The organism is Allobosea sp. LjRoot90 (assembly GCF_964254315.1).
Lineage (GTDB): Bacteria > Pseudomonadota > Alphaproteobacteria > Rhizobiales > Beijerinckiaceae > Allobosea.
Window position 1 is genome coordinate 378422 of the sequence record NZ_CAXUTF020000004.1, and the last position, 26125, is coordinate 404546.

At 66.8% G+C, this 26125-nt stretch carries 26 protein-coding genes; 10 read left to right on the top strand and 16 right to left on the bottom strand.

The genetic code is table 11. The annotated features are described in order from the left end of the window. Positions 1-5 precede the first annotated feature (5 nt). Positions 6-1241 (bottom strand): amidohydrolase family protein, encoded by a 1236-nt coding sequence (locus ACSQ3M_RS17225; protein WP_436151286.1) that lies wholly within the window; start codon positions 1239-1241, stop codon positions 6-8. A 41-nt stretch (positions 1242-1282) separates the two neighbouring features. Beyond that, positions 1283-1762, bottom strand: a complete 480-nt coding sequence (locus tag ACSQ3M_RS17230) for a DUF2938 domain-containing protein (protein WP_436151287.1) — start codon at positions 1760-1762, stop codon at positions 1283-1285. A 185-nt stretch (positions 1763-1947) separates the two neighbouring features. Between ACSQ3M_RS17230 and ACSQ3M_RS17235 the strand changes: the two genes are divergently transcribed. Beyond that, a complete protein-coding gene (locus tag ACSQ3M_RS17235) occupies positions 1948-3063 on the top strand; it encodes an ROK family protein (protein WP_436151288.1) in 1116 nt (371 codons plus the stop codon). A gap of 4 nt (positions 3064-3067) precedes the next feature. Here the strand turns inward: ACSQ3M_RS17235 and ACSQ3M_RS17240 are convergent, their stop codons facing one another. The 7 genes from ACSQ3M_RS17240 to ACSQ3M_RS17270 form a co-directional block, all read right to left on the bottom strand. Next, positions 3068-4003 (bottom strand): alpha/beta hydrolase, encoded by a 936-nt coding sequence (locus tag ACSQ3M_RS17240; RefSeq protein ID WP_436151289.1) that lies wholly within the window; start codon positions 4001-4003, stop codon positions 3068-3070. A gap of 62 nt (positions 4004-4065) precedes the next feature. Then, positions 4066-4827, bottom strand: a complete 762-nt coding sequence (gene soxA, locus ACSQ3M_RS17245) for a sulfur oxidation c-type cytochrome SoxA (protein WP_436151290.1) — start codon at positions 4825-4827, stop codon at positions 4066-4068. Next, positions 4824-5150, bottom strand: a complete 327-nt coding sequence (soxZ, locus tag ACSQ3M_RS17250) for a thiosulfate oxidation carrier complex protein SoxZ (protein ID WP_436151291.1) — start codon at positions 5148-5150, stop codon at positions 4824-4826. Before soxZ ends, soxA begins: the two co-directional genes overlap by 4 nt. 6 nt (positions 5151-5156) lie before the next feature. Further along, a complete protein-coding gene (locus tag ACSQ3M_RS17255) occupies positions 5157-5651 on the bottom strand; it encodes a thiosulfate oxidation carrier protein SoxY (RefSeq protein WP_436151292.1) in 495 nt (164 codons plus the stop codon). Continuing rightward, positions 5614-6060: a sulfur oxidation c-type cytochrome SoxX gene (soxX, locus tag ACSQ3M_RS17260; protein ID WP_436151293.1), complete on the bottom strand. Its 447-nt coding sequence runs from the start codon at positions 6058-6060 to the stop codon at positions 5614-5616. Before soxX ends, ACSQ3M_RS17255 begins: the two co-directional genes overlap by 38 nt. Further along, positions 6057-8243: a molybdopterin cofactor-binding domain-containing protein gene (locus ACSQ3M_RS17265; RefSeq protein ID WP_436151294.1), complete on the bottom strand. Its 2187-nt coding sequence runs from the start codon at positions 8241-8243 to the stop codon at positions 6057-6059. Before ACSQ3M_RS17265 ends, soxX begins: the two co-directional genes overlap by 4 nt. 77 nt (positions 8244-8320) lie before the next feature. Then, complete coding sequence (locus tag ACSQ3M_RS17270) at positions 8321-8788, bottom strand: (2Fe-2S)-binding protein (RefSeq protein WP_436151295.1); 468 nt, start codon at positions 8786-8788, stop codon at positions 8321-8323. A 449-nt stretch (positions 8789-9237) separates the two neighbouring features. Between ACSQ3M_RS17270 and ACSQ3M_RS17275 the strand changes: the two genes are divergently transcribed. Continuing rightward, entirely contained in the window at positions 9238-11820 is a 2583-nt protein-coding gene (locus ACSQ3M_RS17275) for a DUF3772 domain-containing protein (RefSeq protein ID WP_436151296.1), read from the top strand. 52 nt (positions 11821-11872) lie between these two features. Next, a complete protein-coding gene (locus tag ACSQ3M_RS17280) occupies positions 11873-12355 on the top strand; it encodes a CAP domain-containing protein (RefSeq protein WP_436151297.1) in 483 nt (160 codons plus the stop codon). A gap of 13 nt (positions 12356-12368) precedes the next feature. On the opposite strand, the gene ACSQ3M_RS17285 is transcribed toward ACSQ3M_RS17280, so the two are convergent. From ACSQ3M_RS17285 to ACSQ3M_RS17295, 3 genes are read right to left on the bottom strand one after another with little or no spacing between them, the layout of a single operon-like run. Further along, positions 12369-13121 (bottom strand): M15 family metallopeptidase, encoded by a 753-nt coding sequence (locus tag ACSQ3M_RS17285; RefSeq protein ID WP_436151298.1) that lies wholly within the window; start codon positions 13119-13121, stop codon positions 12369-12371. 8 nt (positions 13122-13129) lie between these two features. Next, positions 13130-13954: an OmpA/MotB family protein gene (locus ACSQ3M_RS17290; protein ID WP_436151299.1), complete on the bottom strand. Its 825-nt coding sequence runs from the start codon at positions 13952-13954 to the stop codon at positions 13130-13132. Positions 13955-13967: 13 nt separating this feature from the next. Continuing rightward, complete coding sequence (locus tag ACSQ3M_RS17295; RefSeq protein WP_126115135.1) at positions 13968-14738, bottom strand: motility protein A; 771 nt, start codon at positions 14736-14738, stop codon at positions 13968-13970. A 144-nt stretch (positions 14739-14882) separates the two neighbouring features. On the opposite strand from ACSQ3M_RS17295, the gene ACSQ3M_RS17300 reads away from it, so the two are divergent. Beyond that, entirely contained in the window at positions 14883-16700 is a 1818-nt protein-coding gene (locus tag ACSQ3M_RS17300) for a glucan ABC transporter ATP-binding protein/ permease (protein ID WP_436151300.1), read from the top strand. A gap of 82 nt (positions 16701-16782) precedes the next feature. After that, entirely contained in the window at positions 16783-17760 is a 978-nt protein-coding gene (locus ACSQ3M_RS17305) for a TRAP transporter substrate-binding protein (RefSeq protein WP_436151301.1), read from the top strand. A gap of 18 nt (positions 17761-17778) precedes the next feature. Here ACSQ3M_RS17305 and ACSQ3M_RS17310 read toward each other — a convergent pair whose 3' ends face one another. After that, positions 17779-18162, bottom strand: coding sequence for a hypothetical protein (locus ACSQ3M_RS17310; RefSeq protein WP_436151302.1), 384 nt, complete (start codon positions 18160-18162; stop codon positions 17779-17781). Positions 18163-18260: 98 nt separating this feature from the next. Between ACSQ3M_RS17310 and ACSQ3M_RS17315 the strand changes: the two genes are divergently transcribed. From ACSQ3M_RS17315 to ACSQ3M_RS17330, 4 genes are all read left to right on the top strand, one after another. After that, complete coding sequence (locus ACSQ3M_RS17315) at positions 18261-18644, top strand: DUF1330 domain-containing protein (protein WP_436151303.1); 384 nt, start codon at positions 18261-18263, stop codon at positions 18642-18644. Positions 18645-18781: 137 nt separating this feature from the next. Further along, positions 18782-19954 (top strand): calcium:proton antiporter, encoded by a 1173-nt coding sequence (locus tag ACSQ3M_RS17320; protein ID WP_436151304.1) that lies wholly within the window; start codon positions 18782-18784, stop codon positions 19952-19954. Between the two features lie 88 nt (positions 19955-20042). Then, entirely contained in the window at positions 20043-20516 is a 474-nt protein-coding gene (locus ACSQ3M_RS17325) for a DUF1348 family protein (protein ID WP_436151305.1), read from the top strand. 6 nt (positions 20517-20522) lie between these two features. Continuing rightward, entirely contained in the window at positions 20523-21080 is a 558-nt protein-coding gene (locus ACSQ3M_RS17330) for a TetR/AcrR family transcriptional regulator (protein WP_436151306.1), read from the top strand. 15 nt (positions 21081-21095) lie between these two features. Here the strand turns inward: ACSQ3M_RS17330 and ACSQ3M_RS17335 are convergent, their stop codons facing one another. The 3 genes from ACSQ3M_RS17335 to ACSQ3M_RS17345 are packed head-to-tail and all read right to left on the bottom strand — an operon-like array spanning position 21096 to position 24156. Continuing rightward, positions 21096-22409, bottom strand: a complete 1314-nt coding sequence (locus tag ACSQ3M_RS17335) for an HlyC/CorC family transporter (RefSeq protein ID WP_436151307.1) — start codon at positions 22407-22409, stop codon at positions 21096-21098. An 11-nt stretch (positions 22410-22420) separates the two neighbouring features. Continuing rightward, positions 22421-23569, bottom strand: a complete 1149-nt coding sequence (gene aroB / locus ACSQ3M_RS17340; RefSeq protein ID WP_436151308.1) for a 3-dehydroquinate synthase — start codon at positions 23567-23569, stop codon at positions 22421-22423. Then, positions 23566-24156 carry a shikimate kinase gene (locus ACSQ3M_RS17345; RefSeq protein WP_436151309.1) on the bottom strand — a complete coding sequence of 197 codons (591 nt, stop codon included), beginning with the start codon at positions 24154-24156 and terminating at the stop codon, positions 23566-23568. Before ACSQ3M_RS17345 ends, aroB begins: the two co-directional genes overlap by 4 nt. Positions 24157-24279: 123 nt before the next feature. Here ACSQ3M_RS17345 and ACSQ3M_RS17350 point away from each other — a divergent pair, with 123 nt between their 5' ends. Continuing rightward, positions 24280-26112, top strand: coding sequence for an aminodeoxychorismate synthase component I (locus tag ACSQ3M_RS17350; protein WP_436151310.1), 1833 nt, complete (start codon positions 24280-24282; stop codon positions 26110-26112). Positions 26113-26125: the final 13 nt, after the last annotated feature.

Below are 26125 nucleotides of genomic sequence, written 5' to 3' on the forward strand. Positions count from 1 at the left end.
GCGCGTCAGTCCAGCCGGCCGCGCTTGACGAAGGCGCCGGCCTTCATGATGACAGGCATGTGCCGGCCCTGGCGGGTCAGGAGCGCCAGATCCTTCAGCGGATCGCCGTCGACGACGATCAGGTCGGCATAGGCGACGGGCGCGATCGCGCCGATCTTGCCCTCGAGCTTCAGGAGCTTGGCCGCGACATGGGTGGCGGCGCCGATCACCTCATGCGCCGGCAGGGCCCGGCCGCGGATGACGAACTCTTCCGACTGGTGGCGATGCATCTCGCCGAGCAGGTCGCTGCCATAGGCCATGGCGAGCCCGGCCTTCTTCATGATCGCGAGCGATTCCATGCCGGCGGCGCGAACATATTCGACCTTGGCGACGGAATCGGGCGGGAAGCCGAGCTTGCCGCCTTCGCTGGCGAGCTTGTCATAGGTGACAAGCGTCGGCACGGCGACGGCGCCGTTCTTGGCCGCGAGCTTTGCGGTCTCCGCCTGGATCAGATTGCAATGCTCGAGCGAATGGACGCCGGCCTCGACGCAGCGGCGGATCGCCTCGTCGGTGTAGACATGGGCGGAGACGTATGTGCCGGCCATGCGGGCTTCTTCCACCACGGCCTGCAATTCGCCAACGGAGAAGCCGAGGAAATGGATCGGATCGGTCGGCGAGGCGCAGCCGCCATTGGCCATGATCTTGATGAAGTCGGCGCCACCTTTCAGCTCCTCGCGGGCAGCGCGGCGAACCTCGGCCTCGCCGTCGCAGATGCGGCCGAGCGCGCCGAGGCGATGGCGCGTCGTCGGCGCGAGCCGGTCGTCATAGCGTCCGCGGAAATCGGCATGGCCGCCGGTCTGGCTCAGCGCCTTGCCGGAGATGACGAGGCGGGGCGTCGGGAAGTCGTTCTCCTCGGTCGCCTGCTTCAGGCCGAAATCGGCGCCGCCGACATCGCGCACCGTGGTGAAGCCGCGCAGCAGCATCTCGCGCATGATCACCAGCGAGCGCACCGTCACGAGTGAATCGGGCAAGGCGGCGTTGCGGCCGAGATCGGCGAGGCCGGCGATGACGTGGACATGCGCGTCGATCAGCCCGGGCATCAGCGTGCGGCCCTTGAGGTCGATCGCCCTGGCCTTGTCGGAGCGAACGGTCTTGCCGACCTCGCGGATCAGCCCGCCCTCGACCAGGACGGAAACCGGTGCTGCGCGCTCCGGCGCGGTGCCATCGACGATACGGGCGTTGTGAAACAGGGTCGCGGCCATCGGTCTGGTCCTTAACGTATGACGTTTCGATTGTTGGGGGATCAGCGGGCCAGGAACGCCGTGAGCCAGAGCCCGAAGCCGAAGACGATGTGGTTGATCAGGCCGATCAGCCGGACCTGGCTGGCATTGGGGCGCTTGCTCGCGGCGAGGCCGAAACCCATGCCGGGCTGCAGGATGAACCAGCCGCAGCCGACGGTGACGACGCCGACGATCAGGGCGGGCAGCAGCGTCGGGTAGCGGGCCCAATCCAGGCCCCAGAGCAGCAGCACGATTGCGGCGAAGAGGACGCCGATCAGGTAGTGCATGACCCAGCCGATCGCGAGCTCGCCTTGCACCGGTGGCGTCTCGGCGATGGTGTCGTGCGCGAAGCGGCCGCGCGGCAGATAGGCGAACCAGCGCCCGACTGCAGCCCAGTTCGCGAGCGGGATGCCGAAGGCGCGATTGAGGAACAGCGCCCAGAGGTCGAGCAGCGCAGTTGCGCCGACGCCGATCACGAGCGAGCGGCTGATCACTTCGAGCATATCTGTCCCCCCGGCCGCGAACCGACCTTGGAGCTATGGAGGCGAAACGGCTAGGCGCGGTCAATCGCCAGCAGGTTGAATTTGCCTGCCTGTAGCGCAGGCGGGCCATGCGGCGGTGCGGCGCAGGAACCGCCAGGGGGCTTTGCTCGTTCTCCCCGGGGTGCTTTCAAGGCTGGGGTGAAGCGATGGCAGTGGCGACGGCGAGCAAGACGAGCGCGAACGGGCCGCATGGGGCGAAGGAGCTGCCCTCGGTCGTCGTCACCAGCTACAATCTCGAAATCCGCGATGCCGATGGTTTCATTGGCGACAAGGCGAGCCGCAGCGCCTTCATGGATCATCTCGCAGAATTGCGCGGCCATCTCGCCGAGGCGGGCGAGGACCCGCTGGCGGACGCCGGCAAGACACCGAGCAAGTCGGAACTCGACAAGCTGATCACCGAGGGAACAGCCCGTGAGGCGGCGCTGGTGCTCTCGGCAGTCGAGCGTTTTGCCCAGTCGCTCGCTTTCGTGATCCGCCGCTTCCTGCGCCAGAAGGCCTGGAGTCCGGTCGAGCGTATCGTCGTTGGCGGCGGCTTCCGCCAGAGCCGGATCGGCGAGTTGGCGATCGCGCGGGCCGGCATCATCCTGCAGACCGAAGGTTTTACGATCGAGCTGGTTCCGGTGCGCCATCACTCGGACGAGGCCGGGCTCGTCGGCAGCGCCCATCTCGCGCCGAAATGGATATTCGAAGCCTATGACAGCCTGGTCGCGGTCGATATCGGCGGCTCCAACATCCGCGCCGGGATCGTCGAGCTGCGTCAGGACAGAGCGCCCGATCTGAGCAAGGCCCGCGTTTGGGAAACCGAGCTCTGGCGCCATGCCGACGAGGAGCCGAGCCGCGAAGAAGCGGTGAAGCGGCTCGGCAAGATGCTGCGCGAGCAGATCGAGCACGCCGAGAAGGAAGGCCTGCGCGTCGCGCCTTTCATCGGCGTCGGCTGCCCGGGCCTGATCGAGCCGGATGGCGCTATCGACCGCGGCGCCCAGAACCTGCCCGGCAACTGGTCGAGCAGCCGCTTCAATCTGGTCGAGAGCATTCGAGAGATGGCGCCGGAGATCGGCGAGCATGAGACCGTCGTCACCATGCACAACGATGCCGTCGTGCAAGGCCTGAGCGAACTGCCCTTCATGCAGGATGTCGAGCATTGGGCGGTACTGACGATCGGCACCGGGCTCGGCAATGCGAGCTTCCACAACCGCGCCAAGCCGAAGGGCCGGGACAAGGACAAAGACAAACCGAAGGACGGCAAAGGCAAAAAGGACTGAAGCTTTAGTCCCGCCTGGCCGGGAGCGCCCAGAGCAGCCCGCGCGTCACGATCGCCGGGAAGACGGTGAGGTGGTCCTCGCCGGGAATGATCTCGGTCGAGAGCTTCAGGCCGGGATAATTGCGCGAGCGCAGCGCCTGCTCGAACTCTCTGAGATCGGCGACCATGTCTGTCTTGCGGTTGTAGCGCGGATCGTCCGAGGCCTTGTCGATCGTCTCGTAGGAAGCGATCGACATCAGCAGTTTCGCCTTCAGCTCCTTGTTGGCCTGCGCATAGTCGCGCTCGCGCTGGAGCAGCACCTTTTGGTCGAACCAGAGCGACGGGCTGCCGATGATGTAGTGCTGGAACAGCTTCGGATCGGTCAGCAGGACGTAAAGGCCGAACAATCCGCCATAGGAATGGCCGGCATAGATGCTGCGGGTCGTGTCGGTGCGATAGGTCGCGGCGACGAAGGGCATCAGCTCCTCAGCCAGGAAGTGGCGATAGCCCTCAGCCTCGCCAAAGACCGGCGGACGGCCGGAGGGATCCTTCGTTTTCTCGCCATTCGGCGTCGGCGTGTAGTCGCGCCGGCGGCTGAACTCGGGCGTGTCGCCGACCGAATAGGACAGCCCGACGAGGATGAACTCCTCCAGTCCCTTGGCCCGGTTGCCGACCCGCCGCGCGATGCTGCGCACCAGGGGGAAGGCGTAGTCGGCATCGGTGACGAACAGCACCGGGAAACGCCGGCGCGGCTGTGCCTGGTAGGAATCAGGCAGGCTGACGAAGATCTCGTAGTCGCGCTGCAATGCCTTGGCCCTGATCGTCCGGACCTCGGTGCCCTTCAGCACGAAAGCTGGCGGTGCAGTGGCACTGGCGGCGGAAGCCGGGGGCTCGGCATCTGGCTGAGCGATGGCGGCGGTGGCGACCAGGAGCGCGGCGATGAGGGCAGGCAGGCGAAGCATCCAAGCCATCTCCGACAGGACTGTGCCGGGATCGTGACGGCTCTGACGGCCGCAGCCAAGCGCTATCGCCGCAGGCCCGGCGCCTCCATGGGCAAATCCTTGGCGCGCACGGCGAGATAAAGTTCAAGCGCGAGATAGTCGTCGGAGCCGTAGTCGAACTGGGTTGCCCTGACTCCAAGCGAGCAGGCTCGCAGGCGCCGGTGCAGCGAGCCTACGCCGTTCCATTCGAGCCGATAGGCGGGATAACCAGTGCCGACGCCGTGGCTGATGGTGTCGCCGCGCAGCTTCTGACCGACGAGATCGTCATGGCACTGCTTGCAGGCGAGGTTGAGCTGGCCCTGCCGGCGTTCGTAGAAGGCCTTGCCGGCTTCGTAATAGGGCTTGGCCGCACCCTCGGCCGAGACCGATAGCGGCACACCGTGCGAGAGCGAGGCGACATAGGCGGTGAGGCCGAGCAGGTCCTGGCTTTCATAGCCGAAGGCCGGCTGCTTCTGACGATCGACCCGGCACTGCTCGATACGCCCCTCGAGGTTGATCAGCTTGCCGCTGGCGGCGTCGACCTGCGGATAGCGGGCGGCCGCTCCGCGCAAGCTCTGTTTGGGATCGGCATGGCAGGAGATGCAGGTCGCGGCGCCACCCTCACGGCGGCTGAACAATTCCTCGCCCTGCTCGACCCAGAGATAGCCGGGATTACGGCCCTGATCCTCCTGCTGCCGCTGCATCTCCGGCGAGAGGAAGGCGCTGCCTGGCTTGATCTCTTCGGCGCCGGCAGCACCGGCGAGCGCGAGCAGGGCTGCCGCGAGCGCGCGGCCGGCAGCGGTCATGTCACGACGAGACGGGCAGTGCGGGTGAAGGTCGCCCCGCCATCTTCGCGCCATTCGAAGGAGAGGTCGCCGGTCTCAATGGCGCGGGTGGTGAAACTGACGAAAGGGTTGGCCGAAACGCCGGTGTGCATGTCGTAGCGGAACACCGGCTCGCCGGCATAGGTCACGGTCAGCCGGTTCAAGATCTTGCGCGGCACCACGCGGCCTTCGGAGTCGACCTGGCCGCCGCGATCCATCGGATGGCGGACGAGGACGCGGACCTCGACGATCTCGCCGGCCTTGGCCTCGGCCGGCATGGTGATGCGGGCGTTGAACGATGCCATTGGCTTTCAGCCTCCGTCTATGCAGGCGCTCAGCGTCACCACGATATCGGCATCGGCGATGACGTAGCCGCCGCCGCTCAGTGCCGCGATCGCCGCGACCTTCTGCGAGGTGGCGAGGCGCAAGGTGGCCCGGATGTCGGCCCGGCCGCTGCGCGGGGAAAGATGGAAGCGCGCCACGTCGGGAAACGGGTTCTTCTCGGCGATGACATGGATCCAGCGGACATGATCAGCCTCGGTCATCGGGCTCTCGACGCGGAGCGCGACGTCGACCGAATTGCCGTTCTCGACCAGCTGGGGAATGTCGAAGGTGATCCGGCTGCGCTCAGGCACCGCGCCTTCAGTGATGCGCGCGATCAGCTCGGTGAGCGCCGGTGGGGCGGCTGCGCGAGCCGGCGCAGGCAAGGCCACGAGCGCAAGGCCGGCGGCGCCGACTGCGATGACCTCGCGGCGCGAGAGCGCCGGTTCAGGGTGTGCGCAGGCTGGCGAGATAAGCGACGACATCCTCGATCTCCTGGGCGGTGAGCGCCGGCCGATCGCGAAAGGCCGGGGCAACGTCTCGCAATCCTTCGGTACGAAAATAGGGCGGCATCACCGTTTGCGGGTTAAGCAGGCCGGCATCGATGAGGCGAAGGCGCAGCTGGCCGGCATCGAGCCGGGCGCCGACCCCGGCGAGGCCCGGACCAATCGTGCCCTGGAAGGGCTCGTTCGGCTCCGGCACCTGGTGGCAGATCAGGCAATTGCCCTGGGTGCGGTCGAGCACGAGCGCCCGCCCGCGCGAGGCATCGCCGATCTTGCCGCCGAGCGGCGCGGGAATCGCGTCGCCGACGACCTTGTAGATTTCGAGCGCGCCTGCCGGCTCGCTCGCGAGCGCCAGCATGATCAGCGCGGTCCGGATCGCGGCAGGCCTCACGCCTTGCGCAGATCCGTGTTCTTGAGCGGCAGGTTGCGCACGCGCTTGCCGGTGGCGGCGAAGATCGCGTTCAGCACCGCCGGTGCCGCGACCGCGATGGTCGGCTCGCCGACGCCGCCCCAGAAGCCGCCCGAGGGCACGATCACCGTCTCGACCGCCGGCATCTCGTCCATGCGCATCACCTGGTAGCTGTCGAAGTTCTCTTCGACCATGCGCCCGTCCTTGACCGTGCACTCGCCATAGAGCGCGGCGGAGAGCCCGTAGACGAAGGAGCCCTCGACCTGACGCTCGATCTGGGCCGGGTTGACGGCATGGCCGGGATCGGTCGCGGCGGTGATCTTGTGGATCTTGAGCTTGCCTGCGGCATCGACCGAGACCTCGGCGACGGCTGCGACATAGGAGCCGAAGCCCATGGTCTGGCAGATGCCACGAAAGACCCCTTCCGGCGCTTTGGTGCCCCAGCCGGCCTTCTCAGCGACGGCATTCAGCACTGCGAGGTGCTTGGGGTGGTTCTTCATCAGCGCCCGGCGGAATTCGAGCGGATCCTTGCCCGCCGCATGGGCGAGTTCGTCCATGAAGCATTCGAGATAGATGGTGTTCTGGTTGAGGTTGACCCCGCGCCAGAAGCCCGGCGGCACATGTGGGTTGCGCATGGCGTGGTCGATCAGGAGGTTCGGCACGGTGTAGCCGATCGAGGCCTCAGGTCCCGGCGAGTTGAGTCCCTGGAACACGGCGGGGTCGCGCCCGTTCTGGATGTTCTGCGGGAAGATGCCGGCGACGATCGACTGGCCGGAGATGCGCAGGTGCAAACCGGTCAGGTTGCCGTCCTTGTCGAGCGCGCCGGTGAGCTTGCATTGCGTCACCGGATGGAAGCGCCCGTGCAGCATGTCCTCTTCGCGCGACCAGATCAGCTTGACCGGCGTGCCGGGGATCTGCTTGGCGATGGTCACAACCTGGCGGACCCAGTCATGCACCGCACCGCGCCGGCCGAAGCCGCCGCCGAGGTCGATCTTGTAGGCTTCGCATTTCGCCAGCGGCAGGCCGGAGGCCTCCGAGGTCGCAGCAAGCGCCGCCTCGCCGTTCTGTGTCGGGGTCCAGACCTCGCAGCGCTCGGGGGTGTAGAGCGCGGTCGCGTTCATCACCTCCATGCAGGCATGGTTCTGGAACGGGTAGGAATAGACCTGCTCGATCACGCGGGCGGCGTTGGCGATAGCGCCTTTGACGTCGCCGTTCTGGTTGCCGACTGCCGCCTGCGGCGCATCCAGCCCTTCCTTCAGCCAGGCTGCGATGCTCTCGCTCGAGACCTTGGCGTGCTCGCCCTCGTCCCAGATGATTGGCAGCGCGTCGAGCGCTGTCTTGGCCCGCCACCAGCTGTCGGCGACGACCGCGATGGCGCTGTCGCCGACCGGCAGGACATGCTTCACGCCTGGCATGTCCTTGATCTTGGCGGCGTCGAAGCTCTTCACCTTGCCGCCGAAGACCGGGCAGTCCTTGATCGCAGCGTTCAGCATCCCCGGCAGCTTGAAGTCCATGCCGTAGACCTTCTTGCCGGTGGTCTTGTCGGCGGTGTCGAGCCGTTTCAGCGGCTTGCCGGCGATGATCCAGTCCTTCGGGTCCTTGAGCGGCACGTTCGCCGGAGGCTGCATTTTGGACGCTGCGGCCGCGACCTCGCCGTAGCGGATCGAGCGGCTGGAGCCCTTGTGGGTGATCACGCCCTTCGCGGCGCTGCACTCGGCAGCCGGTACCTTCCAACCATCGGCGGCGGCCTGGACCAGCATCATCCGGGCCGCGGCACCCCCTTTACGGACATATTCATGGGATTCGCGGATGCCGCGACTGCCGCCGGTCGAGAAATTGCCCCAGACGCGGTTGCGGGCGATGTTCTGGCCGGGCGTCGGGTACTCGGTGGTGACCTTGGCCCAGTCGCAATCAAGCTCTTCGGCGACGAGCTGGGCGAGGCCGGTCAGTGTGCCCTGGCCCATTTCCGAGCGAGCGATGCGGATCACCACCTTGTCGTCGGGTTGGACCACGACCCAGGCGTTGATCTCGGGCACCGCGCCCTGCGCCTGCGCCTCATCGAAGGGGATAGAAAAGCCGAAACTGAAGGCGCCGGCGGCTGCAGCCGAGCCTTTCAGGATCGAGCGGCGGGAGAGCTTGGTATCGGTCACAGAGGCTAGACTCATGGTGTCCTCCTGATGCGGGTGGCGCTGCGGCGAGGCTGTGGCGCTCGAGCCGTGCGCAGGGAAAAGGGAAGATCGGATCAACCGCGGCCGAGCTGGCCGCCGGCGGCGACGTCCTTGATGGCGGCCTTGACGCGGTTATAGGTGCCGCAGCGGCAGATATTGGTCATCTCGGCGGCAATGTCGGCATCGCTCGGCTTGGGATTGGCCTGGAGCAGGGCAGCCGCGGCCATGATCATGCCGCTCTGGCAGAAGCCGCATTGCGGCACGTCGTGCTCGATCCAGGCCTTCTGGATCGGGTGGTTGCCGTCGGGCGAGAGGCCTTCGATGGTGACGATCTTCTGCTCGGCGGTAATGGCGCTCACCGGCATGGTGCAGGAGCGGGTGGCGACACCGTCGATATGCACCGTGCAAGCGCCGCATTGGGCGACGCCGCAGCCATACTTCGTTCCCGTGAGGCCGATCTGCTCGCGGATCACCCAGAGCAGCGGCGTGTCGTCCTCGACCGTAACGTCGATCGTCTTGCCATTGATGGTAAGCTTAGCCACCGCAACCTCCCGGTTTCGATTCCAAGGTCAGCGAGAGAGCCAGCGCGCCTCGCCGTTCGATCAGGCCGGCCCGTCAGAGGCCGGAGATGTTGTTTGGAGGAATTCAAACCCAGAAGCGCGGCTACCGCCAGAGGTTGTATGATCACCGGTGATCACGGTCGCGTTGGGGCCTCCATCCGATAATCGGGGCCGTCAGGGCCATGCGAGGCCAGTTTCGACATCGCCGCCATCATGCTGACCGGTTTCCTGCCGAAGAACGCAGCGTCAGGCGCGTCGGCGACGGCGCGCTCTCACAGGAATGTGATGCTCTTGCACGATCTTCGTACGCCGGCGCGGTCAAGCCGCGAAACCGGCCGCAGCGCCGTCTCGTCAGACATGCTTGCTTTCACGCCACTGCAATGGCGAGGCTGCGCGACGATGCGAATCAGCCCGGCAGGACAAAGATGCCGATGATCTCCTGCCTTCTCCGAGCTTTCCGCCAGCCCGGCGGCGCCCTGCTGCTTGCGCTGGCGCTGCTGTTCTTGCCACTGGCGGCGTTGGCGCAGCCGGCCGATCCTGCGAGTGGGCGCGCTCGTCTCGACTCGATCCGGGGCGAACTCACCCAGATCGAGGCGTCGCTCACCAATCCGAATGTCTCGGACGGCGAGTTGCAGCGCCAGCGGCTGCGCCTGCAGCCTTTGCTGGACCAGTTGCGCATCCTCACCGAGGAGCAGGGACCACGCACCGAGCAGGCCAAACTCAGGCTCGATCAGCTCGGGGCAAAGCCGGACGCCAATGCGCCGCCCGAGACACCGGACGTGGCGCGCGAGCGCGAGACCCGTACCAAGACCTTCACAGAGGCGGATGAAGCCCTCAAGATCGGGCGCGCGACGCTGCTGCAAGGGGAACAGCTGCAAACCTCGATTGGCGATCTCAGGCGCGATCGGTTCGCCAAGGCGTTGTTCGCGGCCGGCCCGTCGATTCTCAATCCCGAAGTCTGGTCGACGACGCTGACGGCCTTCCCGTCCGATCTGCGCGCCTCGCAACTGATCTTCGGCGACTGGCTCTCGGTCTTCACCACGGCATTGTTCAGCGCACGCGGCGTTCTCGTCGCGCTCGCCTTCCTTGGTGCGCTCGCGCTCTATGTCGTGCGTGCCCGCTACATGCCGCGGCTGACGGCACGACTGGCGGCAAGTGTCGATTCGAGCGATCGCCATATCCTCTATGCGGCACTCATCCGCATCGTCGCGCGAACAGCGCCACCGGCGCTGGCGAGCTGGCTGATCTATGCCGGGTTGAATACGGCCGGCCTGCTGCCGCCGCGGATTCAGCCGGTCATCCTCGCGATCGTCTTCGGGCTCGCGCTCTTTGCCTTCGTCCAGGCGCTGGCCGATGCGTTGTTTGCCCCCGGCGAGCCGCAGCGACGCCTCGCCAGTGTGATGGAAACGACCGCGCGGACAGTGGCCTGGCTCGCCGGCTCGCTCGCGATCGTCATGGCGGTCGGCAAGGTGTTCGAAGCCTGGTTGCAGGCGATCGCTGCCGGCCTGACCCTGTCGATCATCGTGCGCGGCGTCTTCGCCATCGTTTTCGCGCTCATCCTGATCACCGGACTTTATCGCCTGCGCGATAATCAGGAGATCGAGGAAGAGGCCTGTCTCGGTCCCTATGTGCCGGTCGATGGCGCCAGCCTTGGTCCGGTACGGATTCTTGGCTGGATCGTCGGCGTCGCCGTCATCCTGTCGGTCCTGCTCGGCTATGTCGTGCTGGCGACTTTTCTGACCGAGCAGGTGATCTGGCTCGGTATCCTCGCCGCCGCCTTCGTGCTGCTGATGCAGCTGATCGAGCTCGGCATCACCAGCCAACTCACCGGCGAAGGGCGCTTCGCACTGACGCTGCGCGCCGGGATCGGCCTGCGCGCCGCGACGCTGCAGAAGATCGCCGTCGTGCTGTCCGGCGCGCTCAAGATCGTGCTGATCGTCGTCACGATCATGCTGGCGCTGGCGCCGTGGGGACTGGAATCGACGGACTTCCTGAGCTCTCTCCGCGCCGCCTTCTTCGGTTTCCAGGTCGGCGGGGTCACGGTCTCGCTCTCCTCGATCGTCGTCGCGATCCTGATCTTCGCGCTCGGGCTTGCGGCGACGCGCTCGCTGCAGGGCTGGCTCGAAGGCAAGTTCCTGCCGACGACCGCGCTCGATACCGGCCTGCGCAATTCGATCACCACGGCAGCCGGCTATGTCGGCTATGTCGCCGCGGTGGCGATAGCCTTCTCGTCGCTGGGCTTCAGCCTCGAACGCCTCACTCTCGTCGCTTCGGCGCTCTCGGTCGGTATCGGTTTCGGCCTGCAGTCGGTGGTGTCGAATTTCGTCTCGGGCCTGATCCTGCTCTGGGAGCGGCCGATCCGGGTCGGTGACCAGGTGGTGGTCGGCGACGCCGAGGGCATCGTCAAGCGCATCAATGTCCGCTCGACCGAGATCGAGACCTTCGATCGCTCCTCGGTGATCGTGCCGAACTCGAACCTAGTCTCGGGCGTGGTGCGCAATCGCGTCCGCTCCGACCGGACCGGGCGAGTCCTGATCTCGATCAGCGTGCCGCGCCGGCTTAATCCCACGGAAGTCCGCACCATGCTGCTCGAGGCTGGCGAGGCGCATGGCGACGTGCTGAAGAAGCCGCCGCCAGCCGTGATGTTCAAGAAGCTCGGTACGACGACGATGGATTTCGACCTGATCTGCGTGGTCGGCGAGGTCGATATCGTCGGGCGCGTCACCAGCGATCTCAACTACGTCATCCACCGGCGCCTGACCGAGCTGGAGACGCCGGTCGCGACCGAGCTCACGGTCAAGGGCCTGGAGGGCGTCGAGCATTCGCTCGGCGAGATCGCCGCCGCTGTCTCGCGGGAGGTCGGCCGCCGCGCCAAGCCCGCGGGCGGACGCGTCACCGTTAAACGCTCGGGCCCGCCATCCGAGACCGAGGAAGAACCGGAGGAGGCCCCGGCCCCGCCGCCCGCCAAGCCTGAACCAGCCGCGACGGGCGGCAAGGACGAGACCAAGGACTGATGCGATGCGCCTTTTCCCCGCGTTTTCCACGCGCCCGCAGCGGCTGCGTGCGATGAGCTGTCCCGCCGCGCTCGCGGCCGCGCTCTCGGTGCTCAATCTCGCCGGTTGCACCGAGCCGGTCAGGACACAGCCCGCCTTCTATCGCGATCTCGGCTCGCCCTCGGCGCGGGTCGATGCGGAGGCGGCGCGCGCGACCATCTCGGCCTATCGGCTCAATGCAGGCCTCAGCGCGCTGAAACTCGATCCAGAGCTGATGCAGGCTGCCGAGCAGGAGGCCGCCGCTATGGCCGCCGCCGACAAGCCGGCCCAGGCCGAGGCGGTGAAGGTCAGGCTCGCGCGGGCTGGCCAAGCCGGCGCCGAGGCCAATCTCTCCGCCGGTTATCGGCGCCTGGCCGAGGCCTTCTCAGGCTGGCGCGACTCGCCGCAGCACGACCGGGTGATGAAGGCGCCGAACGCGACGCGCATGGGCATCGCCTCGGCCTATGCGGCCGGCTCGAAATATCAGGTCTATTGGGCGCTGGTTGTCGCGCCCTGAGTAGGCGCCGCCGTCATTCGATCAGGAAATCGAAGGGCGTCTTCGAGAATGGTTCCTTCGCCAGCGTGAAGTGCCACCATTCCTTGCTGTAGCCACGGAAGCCCTCGGCCGCCATCGCGGCGACGAGAATGGTGCGATTGCGGCGAGCTTCGGCCGTGATTCCGGGGTGCCCGAGCGCGCTTCGTTCGGAGAAGCAGTCGAAGCTCGTGCCGAGATCGAGGCTGGATTCGCGCGGGCGCGTTGAAAACGAGCCGTCGCAAGGGCCGGCATCCATGAGCGTTGGCGAGGCGGCTTCGCCGGCGCGGACGAGGCCGACATCGACGGTGGAGCCGCGCGAATGGCTCGAATTCGCAGCGATGTAGCCGCGGGCGACCAGATCGCCCCTGGCGATGCCGGGATGAAAGATGCGGCCGAGGTCTTGTCCACCGGGCGGCTTCACCCAGTCGTTGAAGGCAGCGACCGCGCGTGCGGGCCGGTAGCAGTCGAACAGCTTCAGCCCGTAACCCTGCCGGGCGAGCCGCTTTTCGGCGCGGATGAGGGCGTCGGCAGCCATGCGCGTGAGCACGCATTCGCCCCGGCCATAGCCGGGCACGGCCGCGCCGGTGAAATTGAACGGCGTCGCGTAGCGAATGTCCTGGGCGATCGCGGGTGCGAGCTCGCGCAGCCGCACGAAACCGGACGGCAGCGGCTCGGCCTTGGCTGGGCTCAAGCCCGATACGAACAGGGTGGCGGCCAGTGCGAGGCTGCCGGTCGTCCCATGCAGCATGCCGCGGCTCAGGGCTTGGCGCCGACCGGCAGCGGCGGCGCGTCTGCCTTCAGGACGATGCCGACGCGGCGGTTGAAGGCGAGATAGGGGTTGTCCTTGACGAGCGGGTCGGTGTCGGCCTTGCCGGTGACCGAGCTGAAGCGCTCGTCCGGGACGCCGGCATTGCCGAGGAGCTCGCGCACCGCCGAGGCGCGGCCGACGGAAAGCGCCCAGGGGTTGCCGGGGGCGACCGTGCCCGGGCGCTGCGCGGCAGTGTGGCCGGTGATCGCGATCCTGTTGGGCATGCGGCGCAGCGTCGGCGCGATCGCGGCGAGCAGCTTGCGCATGCGCTCGTTCGGCTGAGTCGAACCCTCGGCAAACATGGCGCGGCCGTCCTGATCGACCAGCTGGATGTCGATGCCCTGCTCGGAGACCTCGACCAGGATGTTGCGCGAGAGCTCGCCGATCTCCGGCATCTCGCGAAGGGCCTGGCGCAGCGAGGCGGCGGCGAGCGCAAATCCGCGATCATGGGTGGCCGAGACCAGCCCGTCTTCCTTCTGCTGGTTGTGGTTTGGTGCAGTGTTGTCTGACGCGTCCTCGAGCGGGCGCACATAGGCGTTCTTGATATGCGTCTTGGTCGGGATGCCGTCGACCTCGACGATGCCGGCGAGCTTGAAGTCGCGCTGCGTGCCGAAGGCCTCGCGCATCGAGCCGGCGACAATCTGGAGCTTCTGCTTGTCCTGGCTCGAATAGGCGGCGACCATGACGAAGAACGCCATGAGCAGGGCCATGAGATCGGCGAAGGTCACGAACCAGCCGTGACCGCCATGCCCACCCCTCTTCTTCTTGGCCATCTGCTAGGTCCGCTCAGGTGGCTTCGGCCATCTCGGCCCTGTGATGGTCCGGCAGATAGGCGAGGAGCATCTCACGCACGAGAGTCGGGCTTTTGGCGTCGCGCATCTGCAGGATGCCGTCGATGATCAAGGTGCGCGAGATTTCCTCTTCCTCGAGCTTGATGTGGAGCTTGTCGGCGATCGGGAGGGTGAGCATGTTGGCGACCATGGCGCCGTAGAGCGTGGCCAGCAGCGCCGTTGCCATGGCGGGGCCGAGCTTGGAGGGGTCCGACATGTTAGCGAACATGGTGACCATGCCGAGAATCGTTCCGATCATGCCCCAGGCCGGGGCGCAGTCGCCGATGGCGCGGTAGACCTTGGAGCCCTCGTCGAGCCGTTGCAGGAAGTTGTCGCGATCGCGCTCCATCGTGTCGCGGATGAAGTCCTTGTCGTAGCCGTCGGCGATGTAGCGTAGGCCCTGGGCCAGAAACGGGTCGGAGACCTCGACATTCTCGAGCGCGACCGGGCCGCTCTTGCGGTTGATCTCGGCGACGCGGGTGATCTCGTCGATCAGCTCGCGCGGATGGATCGAGCGCATGGTGAAAGCGAAGCGGAGGCCCATCGGCAGGCCGTGCGCGATCACCGAGAAGGGAAAGCGCAGCATGGTTGCGGCGGAGGCGCCGCCGAAGATGATGATCACGGCGTGCTTGTCATAGTAGGCGGCGAAATTGCCACCATCGATCATGATCAGCGCGACGATCGTCGCGATGCCGCCGATAATGCCTGCGCCGGTCGCGATATCCATGAATGCCATCCCAAGCCGGCCGGGCCAGGCATGCCGCCGGGCCCAAGCTTTCGCTGTCGTGGAAATCATAAGGAGCGGCAATTGAAGGAAGCGTTAAGGTTGAGGACTTGCTCACGCCGCGGCGTCGTCTAAAGCTGCTGCACGATGTCTTTGCTTGCGATCTACGCCCGCGTTCTCGGCGAGCTCGGCCCGGAACGGCGCCTCGGGCTCATCCTCGCATTCGCCAATATCGCGCTGGCGGCCGCTGCCTTCGCCGAGCCGATGCTGTTCGGCGCGCTGATCGACAAGCTGACGACCGTCCAGGGCACTGGCAACCGGCCGAGCTGGAGCGACATCAACACGCTGATCGCGGCCTGGGTCGGCTTCGGCCTGTTCAACATCGGGGCCGGCGTCTTCGTGGCGTTGCATTCCGATCGGCTGGCGCATCGCCGCCGGCTCGCCGTGATGGCCGATTATTTCGAACACGCCCTGACTCTGCCGCTCGCCTATCACACGCAGACCCATTCCGGCCGCGTGCTCAAGGTGATGCTGGAAGGCACCAGCGGCATGTGGGCGCTGTGGCTCTCCTTCTTCCGCGAGCATTGCGCCAGCTTCGTCGCGCTGTTCATCCTGCTGCCGTTCACGCTCTGGAAGAACTGGCAGCTCGGCCTGCTGCTCATCTTCCTCGTCGTGCTGTTCGGCTCGCTGACGGCGCTGGTCCTGCGCAAGACCGACAAGCTGCAGAGCAATGTCGAGGGCTACCACTCCAATCTTGCCGAGCGGGCCTCCGACGCGCTCGGCAACGTGCCGGTGATCCAGAGCTTCACCCGGATCGAGGCGGAGGTGCGCGGCCTGCGCAGCACCATCGCGAACCTGCTGGACGCTCAGCTGCCGGTGCTGACCTGGTGGGCGATCGCGACCGTGGCGACCCGCGCCTCGGCGACGCTGACGGTGCTTTCGATCTTCGTCGTCGGCGCCTGGCTCTTGATGCAGGGGCTGACCACGGTTGGCGAGATCGTCACCTTCATGGGCTTTGCCACCATGTTGGTCGGCCGGCTCGAGCAGATCGTCTCCTTCGTCAACTTCATCTTCATGCAGGCGCCGAAGATGCGCGAGTTCTTCGAGGTGCTCGACACCCTGCCGGCGGTGCGCGACGTCGCCGGCGCGCCCGATGCCGGTCGCCTCGAAGGCGCCATCGCCTTCGACAACGTCTCGTTCTCCTATGACGGCAAGCGCGCCGCCGTCGCCGACGTCTCCTTCGAGGTGAAGCCCGGCGAGACCATCGCCATCGTCGGCTCGACCGGATCGGGCAAGTCGACCACGCTCGGCCTGCTGCACCGCGCCTTCGACCCGCAATCGGGCCGCATTCTCGCTGACGGGCGCGATATCCGCGAAATCTCGCTGCTCTCGCTGCGCCGGAACATCGGCGTGGTCTTCCAGGAGCCGATGCTGTTCGCGCGCTCGATCCGCGAGAATCTGACCGTCGGCAAGCCGGACGCGACCGATGCCGAGATGATCGAGGCGCTCGATCGGGCCCAGGCCACCGAGGTGATGGCGCGCCAGAGCGACGGGCTCGACACGCTCGTCGGCGAGCGTGGCCGCACGCTCTCCGGCGGTGAGCGCCAGCGCCTCTCGATCGCGCGCGCACTCCTGAAGAACCCGCCGATCCTGATCCTCGACGAGGCGACCTCGGCCCTCGATGCAGCCACTGAAGTGAAACTGCAAAAGGCTCTCGACGAGGTGATGAAGGACCGCACCACCTTCGTCATCGCCCACCGCCTCGCCACCATCCGCAACGCTGACCGTATCCTCGTGTTCGAGCAGGGCCAGGTGATCGAGATGGGCTCCTTCGAGGAGCTCGTCGCCAAGGGCGGGCGCTTCGCGGCGCTGGCGCGGGCGCAGTATCTGGTGACCGACAAGCCGGCCCAGACGCTGGCGGACAGCGAGGCCAGCCCGCTGGCACAGAAGCTGCCTGGTGCTTGACAGCGGAGCAGCCCATGCCTGCTCCGATCTCGCTGTCCGGGAGCAAGCTTTGCTGCCGTTCGATCAATAGGGAGACCTGTGCATGCGCCGCCTTATGCCCGCTGCCGCATTGACCCTGAGCCTGTCGTTCGCGCCCGCCTTCGCCCAGACGGTCTGGGAGATGCCGACCGAATATCCGGCGAGCGCCATTCCCGGCGAAGGCGTCGCGACCTTTGCGCGGCTGGTGAACGAGCGCGCGGGCGGGCGGCTCACGATCATTCCGAGCTTCGACGCGGCGAAGGGGATTAAGTCGGCGGGCATGGTTGCTGCGATCCAGGAGGGGAAGGTCGCCGCTGGCGACGCCTTCGCCGGGGCGCTCGGTTCCGTGCATCCGCTCTTCGGGCTGTCTTCGCTGCCCTTTCTCGCAACCTCGATCGATGATGCCAAACGCCTGACCGATCTCGCGAAGCCGACCTACGCCAAGGTTTTTGCAGGCTATGGGCAGCGCATTCTCTACACCACGCCCTGGCCGGCCTCCGGCATCTGGTCGAAAGAGGTGGTGACCTCGGCGAAGGACCTCGCCGGCCTGTCGATCCGCACCTATGACGCGACTTCGACAACGGTGATGACCAATGCCGGCGCCAAGGCGGTCAACCTGTCCTTTGCCGACGCGATGCCGAAGGTGAAGGACGGCTCGGTCACGGCGGTGTTGTCGTCGGGAGATGGTGGCGCGGGGCGCAATCTCTGGCAGTTCCTGCCGCATTTCAGCGAGGTGAACTACGCCCTGCCGATCTCGCTGGCGACGGTCGGCATTGCTGCTTACGATGCCCTGCCGGCCGATCTGAGGCAGGTTGTCGACGAGGCGGCAGCCGAGACCGAGCGGCGGCAGTGGAGCGCAATCAGGACGCGGCTCGACGAGAACTATGCCCGCATGCGCGCCAATGGCGTGATCATCCATGCCGATCTGCCGGCGGATCTGACGCAGCGGCTCGCGGTGGCGGGAAAAGCGGCCGTTGATGAGTGGCGTACCAAGGCTGGCCCGGAGGGTGCAGCCATCCTCGACGCCTTCGCGAAACGCTGAGATGCGGTCGCCACGCTCCTAGTCCGGAGGGTGATGCAGGCAAGGATCGAGTTTGACATGGTCGGGCCCGACCTGCTCCCAGCTGCCGCTGACGACGACGCGCTCGCCGGCTTTGCGCCCGTTATCGTCGTAGGTGACGCAGAGCACCTGCGGGTCCGGCGCCTGGCACAGGCCGAGATAGGTCAGGCCTGCGCCTGTCTTGACCATGGTCAGCGGCCCTTCGACCTGGATCGTGATGAGTTCGCCGTCCCGGCCGGCCAATGTTTTCAATGCGCCGCGCAACTCGGCGCAGCTCGCACGAAAGGTCGGCTCCGGCTGGGCGCTTAGCGCTGTCGGCTGAGCCAGCGCCGCGGCGACGACGAGCAGTGCAGGGAGAGCGGGACGCAAGCCGAGCATAATCATCGTCAGGGTTTCGTGCTGCTTTGTGGCAGCTTTACGGAGCCTGCGGCGCTCGGTTTCGATTACCCGCCGCGTAATCGACCCGCGGCGCCTCGACGGGCATGGTCCTTCGCGACACCGGCTGCATCGGCCGCGCCGTGATCGAGGAGAACATCATGACCGCCTACGCCATCGCCCATCTTCGCGACGTCGACGTGAACACCGAGATCGTCGACTACATCCGCCTGATCGACGAGACCCTCACGCCCTTCGGCGGTCGCTTCCTGATCCATGGCGTGACACCGGAGGTGATGGAGGGGCCTTGGGAAGGAGATCTCGTCGTCATCGCCTTTCCGGATCTCGCCGCCGCCCATGGCTGGTACGCTTCGCCGGCCTATCAGGCGATCCTGCCGTTGAGGACGCGCAATTCGCGCAGCGCCGCGATCATCGTCGAGGGCGTGCCGGAGAGCTACAGGGCGACCGATTTCCTGGCGAAGCTGGGCTGAGCTTCGGGCAGCTGCTTCGTTTTCCCGAGCGCCACCGAGATTGAGGGCAACAATTGCGTGTCACGGCCGTGCCGTTGTGAGATCATTTTCGGCGTGTACTCGCCGATATCCTTTCACTGACGGACCCATTGCCAGACATGATGATCGCCCGCCTTGCCTGCGCCTGGGCTTCGGTCTTAGCCTTTCAGTTGTTTGGCAGCGCGCTGCTGGGGCAACTCGGAGCTCCCGTTCCGTCCCTGCTCATCTTCGCCTGGCTGCTCGGCGTGATCGTCTGGGCAGCCTTCGGCGTGGTGCACGAGGCCGAGGAGCTGGCGCATCGGCTGGGTGAGCCCTATGGCACGCTGATTCTGACGCTCTCGATCGTCATCATCGAGGTGGCGTTGATCTCGGCGGTCATGCTCGGCGCCAAGGGCGCGCCGACGCTCGGCCGTGACACCATGTTCGCGGTGCTGATGATCGTACTCAACGGCGTGGTCGGCATCGGCTTGCTGCTGGGCGGCCTCAGGCATTTCTCGCAGGGCTACAATCTCAAGGGCGCCTCGGCCTATCTGGCGGTGATCATTCCGCTCACGCTGATCCCGCTGGTGCTGCCGAACTTCACGACGTCGACCGCCGACGGCACGCTGACGACCTTCCAGTCGATCGCATTCTCGCTCTTCACCCTTCTGCTCTATGGCGCCTTCCTGATCCTGCAGACGGGCCGGCACAGCGTCTTCTTCCAGGAGCCGGCGGGTGAATCAAACATGCCGTACGGGGCAGCCTATATCCGGGGCAAGATGCAATCGGAGACCGGCTCGGCATCGCAGCCCACGCCCGATCCTGGTCCGGCCGAGGAGACACCTCATGTGACATCGGCAGGCTCGACCCGGTCCCATGTCATCCTGCTGCTCCTGAATATCCTGCCGATCGTGATCCTGGCGAAGAGTCTGGCAACCGTGCTGGATTTCGGGATCGCGAGCCTCGGCGCCCCGGTCGCGCTCGGCGGCATCCTGATCGCGATGGTGGTGTTCACGCCCGAATGCATCGCGGCGCTGCGCGCCATCACCACCAACCAACTGCAGCGGGCGATCAACCTTTGCCTCGGAGCCGCTGCCTCGACGCTCGGGCTGACGGTGCCGGCGGTCCTCGTGATCGGGCTGATCACTGGCCAGCCGGTGGTGCTCGGCCTGTCCGGCACCAACATGGTCATCCTGGCGATGACGCTGCTGCTCTCGACGCTGACCTTCACCGGCACGCGCACCACCATGCTGGAGGGCGCGGTCCATCTCTCGGTGTTCTTCGTCTTCCTGGTGCTGGTGTTCAGTCCCTGACGACGAGGCTTGGCGGCGGCGTTGACGGGGCAGAGTCTTGTCTGTACCAATTGGTCCAGTCTTTACCGATTGGTACAGGAGATTTGCCGTGAGCGAAGCGAGGCCTCCCTTTCCGCCATTCAACGAGGACACGGCGATCCTGAAGGTCCGCGCCGCGGAGGATGGCTGGAACGGGCGCGGTCCGGCGCGGGTCGCGCTGGCCTATACTGAGGATTCGCGCTGGCGGAACCGGGCTGAGATCTTCCAGGGCCGAGCCGCGATCGAAGCCTTCCTCACCCGCAAATGGCAGCGCGAACTCGACTACCGGCTGATCAAGGAACTCTGGGCCTTCGCCGGGAATCGCATCGCCGTGCGCTTCGCCTATGAGTGGCGCGACGATTCCGGGGAGTGGTACCGCTCCTATGGCAACGAGAATTGGGAATTCGCCGAGAACGGCCTGATGGCCCGCCGCCATGCCAGCATCAACGACCTGCCGATCGCGGAATCGGCCCGGAAGTTCCATTGGGATGCCTGCGGCCCGCGGCCGGCCGATCATCCCGGCCTCAGCGATCTCGGCCTATAAGGGCGGATGGCAAGACATATCAATGAGCGGGCCGATCTGCTGCCGGTGCTCGGCGAGGTCTTCCGCGATCACGGTTTCGAGGCGGCGAGCCTGTCCGTGATCGGCGCGCGCACCGGGCTCGGCAAGGGCAGCCTCTATCACTTCTTCCCGGGCGGGAAGGAGGAGATGGCGAAGGCTGTGCTCGACGAGATCGATGGCTGGTTCGAGAGCGAGGTGTTCCGGCCGCTGCGCGAGGACGACGATGCTGCGGCTGCGATCGAGGCGATGCTCGTCGCCGTCGACAGCTATTTCCGCTCGGGCAGGCGCATCTGCCTGGTCGGGGCGCTGGCCTTGGCCGATTCCCGCGAGCGCTTCGCCGCGCAGATCGCCGGTTATTTCGCCGCCTGGCAGGATGCGCTTGCCGGCGCGCTCGCCCGCAACGGCCATGCCGATCCGGACGGGCTCGCGGAAGAAATCCTGGCCTTGATCCAGGGAGGTCTCGTCCTGGCGCGGGCTCGCGACGAGGCCGGCGTTTTCACAAGGCTGCTCGCAAGGCTGCGCCTCAAGCTGCAGCCCGCAGGCTGAGCGATCCGGCCGCGATCACGCGGCGGTCGCGGGCTCTTGCTCGTGTGTGCCGTTGCCGGCCGGCGCGATCCGGAGCGCAGTGAGCCGGTTGCGGCTCTTGCGCATCACCTCGAAGCGGAAGCCGTGGAAGGTGAAGGCCTGGCCGGCATCGGGGATGGCGCGCGCCTCGTGGATGACGAGGCCGGCGATGGTCGTCGCCTCCGCATCCGGCAACTGCCAGTCCATCGCCCGGTTGAGGTCGCGGATCGGCACGCCACCATCGACGATGACCGCGCCGTCCGGCTGCTGGCGCAGGCCGGGCACGGCGACGTCGTGCTCGTCGTGGATATCGCCGACGATCTCCTCGAGGATGTCCTCGAGCGTCACCAGCCCCATCACCTCGCCATATTCGTCGACCACCAGCGCGAAATGCGTCTTGCGGGCGAGGAAGCCCTTGAGCTGCTCGGGCAGGGGCGTGTTGACCGGCACAAACCAGGGCGCGAACGCGATTCCCGCGACATCGAGCTTGCCGGCGTCGCCGCCGGCGGCATCGAGCGCGCGCAGCAGGTCCTTGGCGTGCAGGATGCCGACGATGTTCTCCGGCTTGTCGCGCCAGAGCGGCATCCGGGTATAGGGCGAGGCGAGCACCTCGCGGACGATCGTCTCCGGGCCGAGGTCGAGATTGATCGTGCGCATCTTGGTGCGATGGATCATCACGTCGGCGACTTCGAGTTGCTTCAGGTCGAGCAGCCCGCTGACCATGTCGCCATCGGCCTTCTCGACCATACCGCCCTGACGCATCAGCTCGACCTGGTCGCGCAGGATCTCGTCGATGGCCAGCACCGGGCGCTGCGAATCGATCCGCAAGCCGAACAGGCCGAGCACGCGGCGCGCGAACCATTGCATCAACCGCACTGGCGGGCCGAACACGGCGAGTAGCCGAGCTACCGGGCGCACCAGCTTGAGCGCCATGCGTTCGGGGTCGGCGACAGCCGCCATCCGCGGCGCCAGTTCCCCGAGCACGACGATGATCAGCGCGACTGCGATCGCAAGGCCGGCTGCGCCCCCGGCGCCGAAGGAGGCCAGCGCCGCATAGGCGGCAAAGCTCGCCGTTGCGGTCTTTACCAGGGTTCGTGCCAGCAGGAACACGCCGCTCAGGCGCTCGCGATCGTCGAGGACGCGCAGCGCGATGGCGGCGCGGCGACTGCCCGCCTTCTCCTGGGCAGCGAGCCTTGCCCGGGAGATCGCGTGGAGCGCCGCATCGGCCGCGGCCAGGAAGCCGGTCAGCAGCACGCCGAGCGCGACAACGGCGAGGGCGAGCCAGGGATCGAGATGCGGAATGGCGACCATGGAGGAAGCGCTCAGGTCCCCGCGAGTTCACTCTCGATGAAGTCCCCCACCGTCTCGGCGGTGACGCCGGGTGCGATGAAACTCCTGCCGATGCCATGCGCCAGGATGAAAGTCAGCGCGCCGCGCTTGACCTTCTTGTCCTGGGTCATCGCCTCGACGATCTCGGCGGCCGTGCCGGTGCCGCCGGGGACGTCCTGCAGGCGGGTCGGCAGGCCGACGGCCGTGAGGTGGGCGGCGACACGGCCGGCGTCCTGCCCGGGGCAGAGGCCGAGCCGCTGCGAGAAGCGGAAGGCAAGGCAGAGCCCGATCGCGACGGCTTCGCCGTGGACGAGCCGGGTGGAATCGTAACGGGTCAGGCGCTCCAGCGCATGGGCGAAGGTATGGCCGAGATTGAGCAGCGCCCGGTCGCCATCTTCGCGCTCATCACGCGCCACGACGGCGGCCTTGGCCCGGCAGGCGGTCGCGACGGCATGGTCGCGCTCGGGCCCACCGGCCATGACGCGGCGCCAGTTGACCTCGCACCAGTCGAAAAAGGCAGCATCGTCGATCAGCCCGTATTTCACCACCTCGGCATAGCCGGCCTTGAACTCGCGCTCGCTCAGCGTGTCGAGCAAAGCGGTGTCGCAGATCACCAGCGCCGGCTGGTGGAAGGCGCCGATCAGGTTCTTGCCATGGCTGGAGTTGATGCCGGTCTTACCGCCGACAGAGGAATCGACCTGGGCGAGCAGGCTGGTCGGGATCTGGACGAGGCGCACGCCGCGGCGCAGCACCGAGGCGGCGAAACCGGAGAGGTCGCCGACGACGCCGCCGCCGAGGGCGATGACGAGGTCGTTGCGCTCGATCTTGGCGGCAAGCAGCCCGTCGCAGAGCTCGATGAAGCGGGCATAGGATTTGGAAGCCTCGCCCGGCGGAATGATCAGGCGCGTCGTGGCGACACCGGCCTGATGCAGGCAGGTCTCGAGCGCCGGCGCGTGCAGGGTGGCGAGGTTCTCGTCGGTGACGATGGCAGCGCGAGCGCCGGGACTCAAGGCGGCGATCATCCCGGCGGCCTCGCAGAGCTGATGGCGGCCGATCAGGATGTCATAGGAGCGCTCGGCCAATGCGACCGGCACGACGATCCGTGCCGCAGCCGCCGCCTCGGAGGCCTTCAGGGCGCTCATCGCAAGCCCTCCTCGCGCAGCCGGCGGTCGAGCGCTGCCATCGCATCCTCGACGACGATTTCGTGCGGGTCATCGCGCGAGATCAGCGTGATGTCGGCAAGCGCATAGACCGGCTCACGCTCGGCCAGCATCCGGTGCATGGTCGCCTCCGGGTCGGTGGTCTGGAGCAAAGGACGGTTGCTGCGCTTGCGGACGCGGCGCATCAGCACGTCGAACTCGGCTTTCAGCCAGATCGAGAGGCCGAGCTCGGCGATGCGGGCGCGGGTGTCGGCGTTCATGAAGGCGCCGCCGCCGGTCGCCAGTACGAGCGGGGCGCGCGTCGCCAGGATGCGGGAGATGACCCGGCGCTCGCCGTCACGGAATTCGCTTTCGCCGCGCTGGGCGAAAATCTCCGGGATCGTCATGCCGGCGGCGGTCTCGATCTCGGTGTCGGCATCGACGAAGGGCAGACCGAGGCGGGCGCCCAAGCGCTTGCCGACGGAGCTCTTGCCCGAGCCCATCATGCCTACCAGTACCACCGCCCGCGCCCCAAGCGCAGCGCGCAGGGCGACCCGGTCCACCTGTTCGATCGTTTCCGCCATCGTCATCGAAAGAATTCCTCTCGCCCGCTCTAGCATGAGGATCGCAGCGCCGCCACGTCCCGCGCGCAGCGGTTGACCAGGGCTCCCAAGCCGGGCTTGTAGCGCCGCGACGGGATGGTGGGGCGCATGATGCCGACGGCAGGAGAGGATAGCGGGATCGCTGCGCTGCGGCCGCCCTTCGTGCTGCTGGAGGATCGCGGCGGGGCAGGGCAGGCGCTGCTCTTCGCCGATCTTGTGGAGATCGTGCAGGCTACCGAGCCTTCTGAAATTGCCAATGCCTTCGCCCGTATCGAGGCGGGGTTGGCGCGGGGCCTCTATGTGGCCGGCTTCTTCTCCTATGAGCTGGGCTATGCCTTCGAGCCGCGTCTCATCGCGCTATTGCCGACGGAACGGCAGCTGCCCTTGCTCTGGTTCGGGCTGTTCGAGGCGCCGCGCAGCATTGCACCGGCAGCACTCGATCAGGTTTTCGCGGAGCTGTGCCCGCCGCCGCTGGAGGCGCTGGCGTTCGGCCTGGACGAGGCCGGCCATGCCGAAGCCGTGCAGCGCGTGCTCGACTATCTCCATGCCGGCGACGCCTATCAGGTCAACCTGACCTTCCCGATCTGCTTCCGCTATCGCGGCGATCCGCTCGCGCTCTATGGGGCGCTCAGGGCGAGCCAGCCGGTCGCGCATGGTGGCATCGTCGCGACGGGTGAAGCGAGCATCCTGTCGGTCTCACCCGAGCTGTTCATCGAGACATCGGGCGGGTGCGCCATCACCCGGCCGATGAAGGGGACGGCGGCGCGCGGCGTCGGTGCCGAGGCTGACGAGGCGGCGAAGGCGGCTTTGCGTGCCGATCCGAAGCAGCAGGCCGAGAACCTGATGATCGTCGACCTCTTGCGCAACGACCTGAGCCGGGTCAGCGAAACCGGCTCCGTCGCGGTGCCGGCGCTGTTCAGCGTCGAGACCTATCCCGGTTTCCACACGCTGACCTCGACGGTGACGAGCCAGCTGCGGCCGGGTCTGTCGCTGCTGGAGCAGATGCAGGCGCTGTTCCCTTGCGGATCGGTCACAGGTGCACCGAAGCTGCGGGCGATGGAGATCATCCGCGAGCTCGAAACCGCGCCGCGCGAGATCTATACCGGCTCGATCGGCATGATCGCACCGAATGGTGATCTCAATTTCAATGTCGCGATCCGGACCGCGACGCTGCTGCCGGGCGGTGAGGGCGTCTACGGTGTCGGCGGTGGCATCGTCGTCGATTCCACGCCCGTCGAAGAATATGCCGAGTGCCGGCTGAAGGCGCGGGTGCTGACCGACCTCGGCGGGGATTATGGACTGATCGAGGCGCTGCGCTGGTCGGGCGGCTATGTCCGGCTGCCCTTGCATCTCGAGCGTCTGGCCGCGTCGGCGGCGGCGCTTGGCTTCCGGTTCGATCGGGAGCAGGCGCTCGGGCAGCTGGGTGAGGTTGAGGCGTCGTTCCCCGCCGGGAAAGATCGGCGGGTACGCTGTGAACTGCATCGCGACGGCACGCTCCAGATCATCACGGCAGCGATGCCGGTCGCGGCGGATGGCTCGGTTCGCATTGCGCTGGCTGGGCAACGGGTCGACGCTGGCGACCCGTTCCTGCGCCACAAGACCACGCGCCGGGCGCTCTATGAGCGGGCTTTCACGGATGCGGTGGCGCAAGGCTGCGACGATGCGCTCCTCCTGAACCGGCAGGGTTTCGTCACCGAGACCAGCCGCAGCAACATCTTCGTCGAGCGCGATGGCGTGTTGCTGACGCCGCCGCTGGAGCATGGCCTCTTGCCCGGCGTGCTGCGCCGCGAACTCATCGAAACCGGCATAGCGCGCGAGGCGCCTTTGCGTCTCGAAGACCTGAAGCAAGCGGAGCGCTGGTTCGTCGGCAACAGCCTGCGCGGACTCCAGATCGCGCGACTCGCGGGTTCTCTGCTTGCGTCCTGCCCCACCGATCAGGAATAACCGGGTGGGGTGC